This window comes from Microbacterium paludicola (genome assembly GCF_015235415.1).
Taxonomy (GTDB): Bacteria; Actinomycetota; Actinomycetes; order Actinomycetales; family Microbacteriaceae; genus Microbacterium; species Microbacterium paludicola.
Genome location: NZ_JADGLL010000010.1, coordinates 63868 through 76061 on the forward strand (window position 1 = coordinate 63868; position 12194 = coordinate 76061).

The 12194-nt window shown below is 74.0% G+C and carries 10 protein-coding genes; 4 read left to right on the forward strand and 6 right to left on the reverse strand.

Going from position 1 to position 12194, the window contains the following annotated elements; all coding sequences use genetic code 11:
* Positions 1-4: 4 nt before the first annotated feature.
* From IR155_RS06400 to IR155_RS06410, 3 genes are read left to right on the forward strand one after another with little or no spacing between them, the layout of a single operon-like run.
* Positions 5-1594: an AtzH-like domain-containing protein gene (locus IR155_RS06400; protein WP_233441129.1), complete on the forward strand. Its 1590-nt coding sequence runs from the start codon at positions 5-7 to the stop codon at positions 1592-1594.
* Positions 1591-2829, forward strand: coding sequence for a pyridoxal-phosphate-dependent aminotransferase family protein (locus tag IR155_RS06405; protein ID WP_135114016.1), 1239 nt, complete (start codon positions 1591-1593; stop codon positions 2827-2829). Before IR155_RS06400 ends, IR155_RS06405 begins: the two co-directional genes overlap by 4 nt.
* On the forward strand, positions 2826-4118 hold the full coding sequence (locus IR155_RS06410; protein ID WP_233441130.1) for an allantoate amidohydrolase: 1293 nt from the start codon (positions 2826-2828) through the stop codon (positions 4116-4118). The genes IR155_RS06405 and IR155_RS06410 overlap by 4 nt, the downstream gene beginning before the upstream one ends.
* Before the next feature lie 10 nt (positions 4119-4128).
* On the opposite strand, the gene IR155_RS06415 is transcribed toward IR155_RS06410, so the two are convergent.
* The 6 genes from IR155_RS06415 to IR155_RS06440 form a co-directional block, all read right to left on the reverse strand.
* Complete coding sequence (locus IR155_RS06415) at positions 4129-4902, reverse strand: ABC transporter ATP-binding protein (RefSeq protein WP_135114017.1); 774 nt, start codon at positions 4900-4902, stop codon at positions 4129-4131.
* Positions 4902-5789, reverse strand: coding sequence for an ABC transporter permease (locus IR155_RS06420; RefSeq protein ID WP_135114018.1), 888 nt, complete (start codon positions 5787-5789; stop codon positions 4902-4904). Before IR155_RS06420 ends, IR155_RS06415 begins: the two co-directional genes overlap by 1 nt.
* Positions 5790-5791: 2 nt before the next feature.
* Positions 5792-6754, reverse strand: a complete 963-nt coding sequence (locus IR155_RS06425) for an ABC transporter substrate-binding protein (RefSeq protein ID WP_135114019.1) — start codon at positions 6752-6754, stop codon at positions 5792-5794.
* Positions 6755-6933: 179 nt separating this feature from the next.
* Entirely contained in the window at positions 6934-9654 is a 2721-nt protein-coding gene (locus tag IR155_RS06430; protein WP_135114020.1) for a molybdopterin-dependent oxidoreductase, read from the reverse strand.
* Entirely contained in the window at positions 9651-10472 is an 822-nt protein-coding gene (locus IR155_RS06435; RefSeq protein WP_135114021.1) for an FAD binding domain-containing protein, read from the reverse strand. Before IR155_RS06435 ends, IR155_RS06430 begins: the two co-directional genes overlap by 4 nt.
* The gene (locus IR155_RS06440) at positions 10473-11576 is read right to left on the reverse strand and encodes an XdhC family protein (protein WP_135114022.1); all 1104 of its coding nucleotides are present in this window, start codon (positions 11574-11576) and stop codon (positions 10473-10475) included. It lies immediately after the preceding gene.
* 301 nt (positions 11577-11877) lie between these two features.
* Here IR155_RS06440 and IR155_RS06445 point away from each other — a divergent pair.
* A partial coding sequence (locus IR155_RS06445) for a nucleotidyltransferase family protein (protein WP_167760719.1) occupies positions 11878-12194 on the forward strand: 317 nt, incomplete at its 3' end.

Here is a 12194-nt window from a genome sequence, read left to right on the forward strand (position 1 = left end):
GCGCGTGGAAGACACTGCGATTCCCGGGGCCGAGACCGTGCCCGCCGACCTGCTCGCCGCCTTCCTCGCCTACGAGCGCGCGATCCTGGCGAACGACCTCGACGCGCTGGATGCGTTCTTCGCGCCGGGTGAGGGCACGATGCGCGGCGACGACGCGGGCCTGCTCGTCGGCCACGACGCGATCAGCGCCTTCCGGTCGCTGCGCGGCGGCGTCTCGGGCCGCGACATCGAGCGGATCGAGCACCGCGCGCTCGCCGACGACGTCGCGCTGATCACCTCGGTCTCCCGCTTCCACGCCGGTGGCCGTGGGCTGCAGACCCAGGTGTGGACCCGCACCGCGGAGGGCTGGCGGATCACCGCGGCGCACGTCTCGCCGCGCCCGCGGGCGTTCGATCGCGCGATCTGGCGCACGGTGGGCGATCCGCTGTTCCAGGGGGCGTGGGAGGGCCCGCTCACCGGGCTCACGGTCGCGGTGAAGGACCTGTTCGCGATCAAGGGCTACCGCATCGGCGCGGGGAACCCCGCGTACCTGGAGTCGGTCAAGCCCGAGACGAGCATGGCCGCGGCGGTCGCCGACCTGCTGCGCGGCGGAGCGTCGCTGCGCGGCATCGCCCGCACTGACGAGTTCGCGTACTCGGTCGCGGGCGACAACGCGCACTACGGCACCCCGCCCAACGGCGCCGTTCCCGGCGCACTGCCGGGCGGATCCTCGAGCGGCCCCGCGTCAGCCGTATCGACCGGGCACGCGGACATCGGGCTCGCGACCGACACCGCCGGATCCGTCCGCGTGCCGGCGTCGTACCAAGGGCTGTGGGGCCTGCGAACCACGCACGGCCTCGTGCCCCGGCAGGGCCTGCTGCCGCTCGCGCAGTCGTTCGACACGGTGGGCTGGCTCACGCGCGATGGCGCGACGCTGCAGCGGGTCGCGGACTGGTGCCTCAGCTACGACGGATCCGCGTCGACCGAGAACGTCTACGGCGAATCGAGCGACGAGCTTCCGCGCCGACTGGTGGTGCCCGCCGAGGCGCTCGAGATCGTCGAGCCCGACACCCGCGCGGCGTTCGAGGCGCTGCTCGAGCGGCTCGAGCTGCCGGTCGAGCGGATGCGGATCGGCGCGCTCGCCGCGTACCAGGAGCCGTTCCGCATCGTGCAGGGCGCCGAGGCCTGGCGCAACAACGGCGAGTGGCTGCGCGCGCACCCGGGATCCGTGGGGCCTGCCGTCGCCGAGCGCTTCCGCGCCGCGGCGGCGATCACGCCCGACCAGGAGCGCGACGCCCGCGCGGCCCTCGAGCCGCTGAAGGAGCGGATCGAGGGTGTCGTGGGCGACGCCGTGCTCATCCTGCCGACCGTTCCGGGCCCCGCGCCGATGCGCACGGCCGACGGCGCCCGCGTGGACGCCGTGCGCACCGCCACGCTGCGCCTCACGACGCCCGTCGCCGTCGCCGGCATCCCGGCCGTGTCGGCCCCGCTGCTCACCATCCCGTCGCGCCTCGGGCCCGCGCCCGTCGGCGTGTGCCTCGCCTCGCGCGCGGGCACCGACATCGCGCTCGTCCGCCTCGCGCGGCAGCTCGCAGCCACCCTGGAGATCGCATGAACATCGCCCCGCTCGACCCGCCCGCCCGGCTGCTGATGGGGCCCGGCCCGATCTCGGCCTACCCGAGCGTGCTGCGTGCGATGTCGTCGCCCCTGATCGGCCAGTACGACCCGTTCATGACCGCCACGATGACCGAGACGCAGGAGCTGTACCGCCAGGTCTGGGCCACCAGCAACGACGCGACGTTGCTGATCGACGGCACGTCCCGCGCGGGCATCGAGGCCGCGATCGTGTCGCTCGTGAAGCCGGGCGACCGCGTGCTCGTGCCCGTCTTCGGCCGCTTCGGCCACCTGCTCGCCGAGATCGCCGAGCGTGCGCTCGCCGAGGTGCACACCATCGAGGTCGAGTGGGGCCAGGTCGTGCCCGTGTCGGCGATCGAAGAGGCGATCGTGCGCGTCAAGCCGCACCTGCTCGCGCTTGTGCAGGGCGACACGTCGACGACGATGAACCAGCCGCTCGACGAGGTCGGCGAGCTGTGCGCGAAGCACGGAGTGCTGTTCTACACGGACGCGACGGCGTCGCTCGGCGGCAACGAGTTCGACGCCGACGCGTGGGGCATCGACGCCGCCACCGCCGGGCTGCAGAAGTGCCTGGGCGGGCCCAGCGGGTCCGCGCCGATCACGCTGTCGGATCGCGCGGTCGAGGTGATCCGGTCCCGCAAGCGGATCGAGGCGGGGATCCGCGAGGAAGGCGACGAGAGCTCGCCCGACTTCATCCGGTCGAACTACTTCGACCTCGGCATGATCCTCGACTACTGGGGCCCGCGCCGCCTGAACCACCACACCGAGGCGACGTCGATGCTCTACGCGGCCCGCGAGTGCGCGCGCGTGATGCTGACGGAGGGGCGCTCCGCCGTGATCGACCGGCACCGCGTCGCGGGTGCCGCCATGCTCGCCGGGGTCGAGGGGCTGGGGCTCACGGTGTTCGGCGACGTCGCGCACAAGATGAACAACGTCGTCGCGGTCGAGATCCCCGAGGGGCTGCCCGGCGACGAGGCGCGCGGGGCGCTGCTGGAGGACTTCGGCATCGAGATCGGCACCTCGTTCGGCCCGCTTCACGGCCGCGTCTGGCGCATCGGCACCATGGGCGCCAACGCGCGCAAGGACACGGTGCTCACCACGCTCGCGGCCCTCGAGGCTGTGCTGCGCCGCTACGGCGTCTCCGTGCCGGCGGGCGGTGGCGTCGAGGCCGCCGCCGACGTGTTCGCGGCGTCGTCCGTGCGGGAGGCCATGTGACGCGGCTGCGCGAGCTCGCGCCCGACGTCGTCGCGGCCGCCGCACGGCGCGTTATGGCCCGCTGCGACGAGCTCGCCCGGGTGAGCGCCGACGAGGGAGCCATCACGCGCGTGTACCTGTCGCCCGAGCACGCGCGCGTGAACCGCCTCGCGGCCGAGTGGATGCGCGAGGCCGGCATGACCGCCCGGCAGGATGCCGCGGGAAACCAGCTCGGGCTGCTTCCCGCCGCGGATCCCGATGCGCCCGTGCTGATGCTCGGATCGCACCTCGACACCGTGATCGACGCCGGACGGTTCGACGGGATCGTGGGTGTGCTGATGGCGATCGAGGTCGTCCGCCTGCTCCGCGTCGAGGGCGAGGACGGCCGATCCCGTTCGCCGTTCCCGTTCGGCATCGAGGTCGCGGCGTTCAGCGACGAGGAGGGAACCCGCTTCGGCAAGGCGCTGCTCGGATCCTCGGCCGTCGCCGGCACATGGGACGATGCGTGGTGGGACCTGACCGACGCCGACGGCACGAGCCTGCGCGAGGCATTCCGCGAGTTCGGTCTCGACCCCGGCCGCATCGGCGAGGCCGCGCGGCGGCCGGGAGAGCTCGTCGGGTACCTCGAGGCGCACATCGAGCAGGGGCCCGAGCTTCACCGCCGCGACGAATCGCTCGCCGTTGTGTCGTCGATCGCGAGTGCCCGCCGGTTCCAGCTCGTCGTGGAGGGCGAGGCCCGGCACGCGGGCGGCACACCGTACGACATGCGCCGCGACGCGCTGCTCGGTGCGAGCGAGGCCGCGCTGGCGGTGGAGCGGATCTGCCGCGGCGAGCACCACATCATCGGCACGGTGGGCCAGCTCGAGGCGTTCCCCGGAGCGGTGAACGTCGTGCCCGGCGAGGCGCGGTTCAGCCTGGACCTGCGCGGCGAGTTCGACGAGCGGCGGGATAGGGCCTGGGGTGCCATCGAGCGCGAGCTCGACGAGATCATGGGCCGGCGCGGCCTGCGCTGGCACGCCCGGGAGGTGCACAGCGCGCCCGCCGTGTTCTGCGCGCCGCTGCTGCAGGACGTCGTGCGCGAGGGCATCGTCGCCGGCACGGGTGCCGCCGAGCCGGCCACGCTGTTCAGCCCCGCGGGCCACGACGGAATGTCACTCGGCGCCGTCGCGCCCGTGGGGATGCTGTTCCTGCGCAACCCGGACGGCATCAGCCATCACCCCGACGAGGCCGTGTCCGCCGCCGACGTGGCCCTCGGGCTCCGCGCGCTCGCCGAGGCGGTCGCCCACCTCGGGGCCGAGCCCGTGGCCTGAGGGTCGCGGCTCAGGCCGCCGCGCGCTCGTGGACGAGCGCCGAGATCTGGCGCTTGAAGGCGTTGAACGCGGGGGAGGTCACGTCGCGGTCCTCGGCGAGCGGGATCGGCACGATCTCGCGGATGTGGCCGGGCACGCCGTGAGACGCGCCGCCGGTCATGACGACGACACGGTCGGCGAGGTAGACGGCCTCCTCGATCGAGTGGGTGATGAACACCACCGTGCGGCCCTCGGCGCGCTGCAGGCCGCGCAGCTGCACCTGCAGGTCGCTGCGGGTCAGCGCATCCAGCGCGCCGAACGGCTCGTCCATCAGCATCACCGCCGGATCGTTCGCCAGCACCCGCGCGATCGCGACGCGCTGCTGCATCCCGCCCGACAGCTCGCCAGGGAACTTCTTCGCGAAGCGCGTGAGGCCCACGGTCTCGAGGTAGAGGTCGGCCTTCGCCCTGGCATCGGCGCGCGCCAGGCCGCGCCGCGCGGGGCCGTACGCCACGTTCTCGTGCACGGTCAGCCACGGGAACAGGCCGTAGTCCTGGAACACGACGCCCCGGTCGGGCCCCGGCCCGGTGATCGGCGCGCCGGCGACCGTCACGGTGCCACCGCTCGGCTCCTCGAAGCCGGCCAGGATGCGCAGCAGCGTGCTCTTCCCGCAGCCGCTCGCGCCGACGACCGCGACGAACTCGCCCGCCGCCACGTCCAGCGTCACGTCGGCCACCGCGAGCACGTCGCCCGAGGGCGTCTCGTACCGCTTCTCGAGCCCCTCGATCCGGATCTCCGCACTCATCAGCGCGCTCCCTTCTGAAACACCGGACGGCGCCCCACCATCAGGCGCAGCACGAGGCTGAGCAGCTTGTCGGACAGGAAGCCGGCGAGCCCGATCACGATCATCCCGGCGACGATGAGGTCGGTGCGCACGATGTCGCGCGCCAGCGTGATGGTGGCGCCGAGGCCCTCGTTGACGCCCGTCGTCTCGCCGAGCACCAGGACGACCCAGGCGAGCCCGAGGCCGACCCGCAGGCCGTTCATGATCGCCGGCGCCGCGGCGGGCACCATCACGCGCCACAGCACCGCGGCGCGCGTGGTGCCGAGCATGCGGGCTGCTTCCACGAGCCGCTCCGACACCTGCCGCGTGCCGCTCGCGGCGCCGAGCACGATCGGGAAGAACGCCGACAGGGTGATCAGGAAGATCGTCGCCTGATCCCCGATGCCGATCAGCAGGGCCACGAGCGGCACCCAGGCGGTCGCGGGGATGGGCCGGATCAGGTTGATGAACGGATCCAGCAGGGTGTCGACCGTGTAGAAGCGCCCCATCAGCACGCCCACCGGCACGCCGATCAGCGCGGCGATCCCGAAGCCGGCGCCGACGCGCGCGGCGCTCGCCCCCAGGTGCTGCCACAGCGTCGCGCTGAAGGCGTCGTCGCGCAGCCCGCCGAAGGCGAAGTCCCACAGCGTCACGGCCACGTCCACCGGATACGGCAGGTAGCCCATCCGGATGCCGAACGGCAGCTCCAGCTCGATCTGCCGGCCGATGTGCCAGAACAGGACGAACAGGATCGGCACGACGAGGCCGAGCGCGACGCGCGCCGCGGCCGAGCGGCCCGGGCTGCCGCGTCGCCGAGGGCGAGGCGGCGCGGCAGGCGCGGCGGTGAGCGGGGTGGCGGTGGCGGTCACGATCACTCCACGAACGAGGTGTCGGCGATGTCCTCGATCGCCGGGGCGTCCTCGATGAAGCCGATCTCGGCCATCTCGCCCGCGAGCGCCTCGAGCTGGCCGAGGTACTCGTCGGACAGGTCGGATCGCATCCAGAAGTTCTCGATCGCGGTGTCGAAGATCGCCTGGTCGCCGCCGAACATGTCGACCATCTCGGTGAGCCACTCGTCCTCGTTTCCCGTCATCCAGTCGGTGGTGGCGACGTGCGTGTCGACGACCTTCTGCACGAGATCCGGATCCTGCTCGATCAGCTCGCCGGTGGTGACGAGGCCGATGTTCACCTTGCCGATCGGCGTCGCGTACGGGTCGGCGAACTCCTGGCCGCCGTTCTGCAGCGCGATCGAGGCGCCGATCTCGACGCCGAAGAACGCGTCGAGGTCGCCCGCCGCGAACTGGCCGGCCATCTCGGGAACCGGCACGGTCACGAGATCGATGTCCTCGGGGTCGACACCGGCCTCCTCGAGCGTGAGGCGCATCGCGACCTCCTGCGCGGATCCCTGGATGTAGCCGACGGTCTTGCCGACGAGGTCCGCGGGCGAGGCGACCTCGTCGTTGCCGACGAAGCCCGCTCCGCCGTCCGCGGCCGATGCCACGATCTTCAGGTCGCGATCCTGGGCGATCGACGAGATGGTCGGCGTGACGCCGCTGATCGCGAAGTCGACGGTGCCGGCCACGAGCGCGTCGCTCAGCGCCGGGGTGGTGTCGAGCGTGACGACCTCGAACTCGACGCCGTCGACCGCGTGGTCCTCGTAGAGGAACGGGGCGTAGAAGTGCGGCTGGCCGCGCAGCGTGCCGACCTTGACGGTGACGGTCTCTCCCGGGGCGGCGTCCGCGGCGTCCGCGGCGGTGCCGGTGCCGACGGAGCATCCGGTCAGGGCGAGCGCGGCGAGGGCGGCGGCGGGGACGAGCAGACGGCGAGGGGACATGGGGCGCCTTTCGTGGGGGACGGTGCGCGTGCAGGCGGGACGCCGGTGCGGGGATCGCGGCTGCCCGCAGTCAATCGCGCCCGCCGCTCCCGGCCGTTTCCCCACGGTTTCGCCCACGTAAATCCGTGAAGCTCGCGCTTCACGCGAGGGCGGGAGCCGCGCGAAACGCGCCGGGAGCGTCAGCCGCCCTGCGCGAGGCGCCAGACGCGGTCGCGCGTGAAGGGCTGCGCGAACGGGCGGGCGTCGAGGGCGCGGGCGATCGCGTTGCCGATCGCGGGCGCGACCGCGTTGTACGGCGACTCGCTCATCGACTTGGCGCCGAAAGGGCCGAGGTCGTCGGAGGTGTCGGCGAACAGCACCTCGGTGTCGGGGATGTCGACCGACTGCGGCACGCGGTAGGTGCGGAAGACGGGGTTCTGGATGACGCCGTCCTGCACCAGCACCTCCTCGTACAGCGCCCCGCCGATTCCCTGGGCGACGCCGCCCTCGATCTGCCCGCGGCACTGCGCCGGATTCATCACGAACCCGGCGTCGGCCGCGTGCACCGACTGCAGGATGCGCACGGCTCCCGTGTCGGGGTCCACGGCGACGCGCACGGCGTGCACGTCGAACGCGATCGAGCGCAGGTCGCCGTGCTCCTCGCCGGTGGCGGTCAGCCCCTCGGGACCCGCGAACTCGGCGTAGGTGAGCAGCCCGGCGGGGGTGCGCACGCCGCCCGGCTCGGCCGCGCACTCCGACGCGGACACGCCCGCCCGCTCGGCGGCGGCCGTCGTGATCCGGTCGCGCAGCGCGAGGCACGCCGCGTGCAGCGCCTTGCCGGCGACCGTGATCCCGGCCGACGCGAACGCGCCCGTGTCGTACGAGACGACATCCGTGTCCGCGTGCGCGAGGGCGATCCGGTCCAGGCCAACGCCGAACACGCTCGCGGCGATCTGGCGCTGCACCGTGGTGGAGCCGTTGCCGAACTCGGCGGTGCCGGTGCGCAGCGCGAAGGTGCCGTCCGGGCGCAGGGTCACGGAAGCGTGCGCGACGTGGCCCCGCGGCGCGAGCGTCGCGATCATCGACGCGGCCATCCCCTCGCCGACCCGCCAGCCGTCCGGCGCCGCGGTGCCGTTGCCGCGCGCGAGGGCATCCTGCGCGAGGTCGAGGCACTGGTCGAGGCCGTAGCTTCCCCACACCGTCTCGTGGTCGATCGTGCCGTCGGCGTGACGCAGCGGATCCTCGGGGCGCACCGCGTTGATCCGGCGCAGCTCGAATGGATCCGTGCCGAGCCGCTGCGCCAGCAGGTCGAGCGCCGACTCGATCCCGAGGGTCACCTGCCCGAGGCCGTAGCCGCGGAACGCACCCGACGGCACGTTGTTCGTGTAGACCGCCTCGGCGTCCACCCGCACGACGGGGGAGCGGTACAGCGTCACCGACTCGGTGCAGCCGTGGAACATGACGCCGATGGCGTGGTTTCCGTACGCGCCGGTGTCGCTCAGCACGTCGAGCTTGATCGCCGTGAGGTGTCCGTCCGCGTCGGCGCCGAGCGAGACCGAGACCCGCATCGGATGCCGGAGGGCCGAGCGCCAGAACTCGTCCTCGCGCGAGAACTCGTACGCGACGGGGCGCCCCGTGCGCAGCACCGCGAGCGCCACGAGGTCCTCGGTGAAGATCTCCTGCTTGCCGCCGAACCCGCCGCCCACGCGCGGCGCGTACACGCGCACCTTCTCGCGCGGCAGCTCGAACAGCCGGCACAGCTCGTCGCGCGTGAGGAACGGCACCTGCGTGGACGAGCGGATCACGAGCCGACCGTCGTCATCCATCCAGCCGACGGTTCCGTGCGTCTCGAGCTGGGCGTGGATCGAGCGCGACGTGCGCCACGTTCCCGACACGGTGACGTCGCTGGACGCAAGTGCGGCGTCGATATCGCCGCCGTACCCCGAGTGCAGCGCCGCCACCACGTTGCGCGACGCGTCCGCGACGCGGTCGGCGGGCGTGCGGTCGGGATGCACGCGGGGAGCGCCGGGCGTGCGTGCCTCCTCCGGATCGAACACGGCGGGCAGCGGCTCGTATGCGACGCGGATCAGCCGGCACGCCTCCTCGGCCGCGGCCGCCGTCTCGGCGACGACGGCCGCGACGCGCTGGCCCACGTGCCGCACGACGGCGTCGAGCATCCGCGTGTCGTCGGGGTCGTCCTCGCGGTGCTCGTGCCGCGCGGTCGAGTACCGTGTCGCGGGCACGTCCTCGTGCGTGAACACCGCCACCACGCCCGGCACGGCTCGTGCCGCCTCGGCGTCGATCGACAGGATCCTCGCGTGCGCGTGCGGCGATCCCACGACGCGCAGGATGAGCGCATCCTGCGGCACCTCGTCGAACGCGTACGGCTCGCGACCCTGCACCACCCGGCGGGCGGCCTCGGGCACGACGGAGCGGCCGACACCGGCCTCCTCCGGGGCCGCGGCCCGGGGCCCGGTCTCGCGCACCGGTCCGAGCACGGCCTCGCGCACCGCGTCGCGGATGGGGCGGTAGCCGGTGCAGCGGCAGAGGCTTCCCTTGAGGCGCTTGTCGAGCTCGGGCATATCGTCGGCCGTGAGGCACGACGCCGTCACGCTCATCCCGGGCGTGCAGAAGCCGCACTGGAAGCCGAAGCCGTCGACGAGCGCCTCCTGCACCGGATGCAGGTCGTCGCCCGGCGCGAGCCCCGCGGCGGTCGTGACCGCGCGGCCCTCGGCGCGCACGGCGGGGACAAGGCACGAGTGGACGGGCTCGCCGTCCAGCAGCACCGCGCACGCACCGCAGTCGCCCGCGTCGCACCCCTTCTTCACCTGGGTCGCGCCGTGCTCGCGCAGCAGCGTGCGCAGCACCTGGCCCGGGCGCGGGTCGGTCTCGATCGGGGTGCCGTCGACGTCGATCCTCATGCCGTCGCCTCCGTCTCGAGCGTGATCCGCGCGCGCTCGGCGAGCACGACGCTTGCCCCGCGCCGCCAGTCGGCGGGGCCGAGTGGATCCGTGTAGTAACCCGGCGCGTCCCGCACGGCCGCGGCGAGCTCGCCCGCGGCCGGCAGCGCCCCGAAGCGCAGCACGACGGGCGTGCGCGTGGCGGCCGTGATCACGAAGGTCGCGGATCCGTCGTCGTCCGCGCGTCCCGTGACGACGGATCCGGATCGGCCGAGCTCGGCCAGCGCGATCTTCTGCAGCGTGAACCGCGAGCGCAGCGTGCGCGCGGGGAGCTCGATCGCGCGCAGCACTTCGCCGGGGGCGAGGGTGCTGACGCCGTTGTCGGCGGGGATCGCGGACACGGGCATCCGGCGGCTGCCGCCATCCGGCGTCCAGATCTCGGCCTCGCCGTCGAGCCCTGCGGCGAGCGACACCATCGCCGCGGCGGCGTACGAGCGCGCGATGTTGCCGCCCACGGTGGCGGTGTTCCAGATCTTGAACGACGCGAGCAGCGCGTCGGCCGCGTCGGGGATCACGCGCGCGGCGGGCCAGGCGGGCGGCGCCTCGCGCGCGAAGGCGACCAGCCGCGCGATCGTGCAGGTGGCGCCGATGCGCAGGCCCGCGTCCGTGGCCTCGAGGTCGGCCCAGCCGAGGGTGGTCAGGTCGACGAGGCCGGTGACGTCGGGCTGCGGCTCGCCGAACATCCACGTGCCTCCCGCGACGAACGCCTCGCCGGGGGCGAGCGCGAGATCCTCCCGCGTGCGCGCGCGGCGGAACGAGGTGACGGTGTGAAGGTCCATTCAGGCCCCCGGCGCCGGGACGGGCAGGGCGCAGGATGCGGCCGCGGGCGACGCCTCGTCGGCGCGTGCGTGCGGGCGGTGAAGCGGTCCGGATGCCTCGCGCAGCGGGCGGCCCGTCGCGCCGTGGCGGGTCTGCACGATCTCCGCCAGCACGGCGATCGCGACCTCTTCCGGGGCGGCGCCGCCGAGGTCGAGGCCCAGCGGGGAGTGAAGGCGTGCGAGGTCCGCCTCGCTGACGCCGGCCTCGCGCAGCAGCGCGGCGCGGCGCGCGACCGTGGCCCGGGCGCCGAGCGCGCCCACGAAGCCCACCGGCAGCCGCAGGGCAGTGCGGATGGCGGGGACGTCGAGGCGGGTGTCGTGCGTCAGCACGCACACCGCGGTGCGGGCGTCGACGCGGCCCGCCTGAGCCTCGAGGTAGGCCGCCGGCTCCTCGGCCGCCAGCTCGACCGCCTCGGGGAACCGCTCGCGCGTGACGAGCGTCGGCCAGACGTCGCACACCGTGACGGCGAAGCCCGCGGCCGACGCGACGCGGCACAGCGCGGCGGCGTGATCTCCCGCGCCCAGCACGATCAGCCGGGGCCGGGGCGCGTGCGACAGGGCGAGCACGGATCCGGATGCGCCGGCGATGACGCGCGTCTCGGCGAGCAGGGCGGCCGCGTCGAGCCCCGCGGCGGTCGCGGTATCCGGGTCGTCGATCAGCCGGCCGGCATCCGGCCCCTCGAGAGCGAGGCCGACGGTCACGGCCCGGTCGGCCGCCGCATCCGCCAGCGCCCGCGTCAGGACGGGATCATCCCGCCGCGCCTCGTACGCGATCACGTCGATCTGCCCGCCGCACGCGAGCCCCGCGGCGTGCGCGGTCGCGTCATCGAAGCCGAACCGCGCGGTGGCCGCGGTGCCGGTCGCGAGCACGCTGTGCGCGAGCACGACCGCGTCACCCTCCACGCAGCCGCCCGAGATCGAGCCGATCACCTCGCCCTCGTCGGTCACCGCCATCGACGCTCCGAGGCCGCGTGGCGCGCTGCGCGCCACGCCCGTGATCGTCACGACCGCAACCCGTCGTCCCGCCTCAAGCCGGTCGCGCAGCCGGTCCGCGAGTTCCCACATGCGGCAACGCTAGCCCCGCCATGTTTCCGGTGCGCTACAGCAACGGCGCGCCCGTGCGTCGGGTCGGCGTGTCCCCGAGGTGTCGGATGGAACCGGCACTTCGGGGACATCCCGGCGCCCGTGTCCCCGAGTTGCCGGATGGATGCGGCACTTCGGGGGCAGGCCGGCGCCCGTGTCCCCGAGTTGCCGGATGGATGCGGCACTTCGGGGACATCCCGGCGCCCGTGTCCCCGAGATGCCGCTGCGAACCGGCACGTGGGGGACACGGCGGCGCGCCCGCGCGCGGCTACACTCGCGACTCATGACGCCCGCCACCCCCGCCGTCTGCGGCATCGTGCTCGCGGCCGGGGCAGGCACACGCTTCGGCGGCCCCAAGGCTCTCGCCCGCACTCCCGACGGCACGCCGTGGATCGTCCGCGCGGTCGACGCGCTGTGGGCGGGCGGATGCGACGAGGTGCTGGTGGTGCTGGGCGCCGGCGCTGCCGAGGCGGCGGCGCTCATCCCACCCGGAGCGCGCATGGTCGTCGCGGATGACTGGGCCGAGGGGGCCTCCGCCTCGCTGCGCGCGGGGATCGCGGCCGCCCGGCAGCGCGAAGCCGACGCCGTCGTGATCCTCCC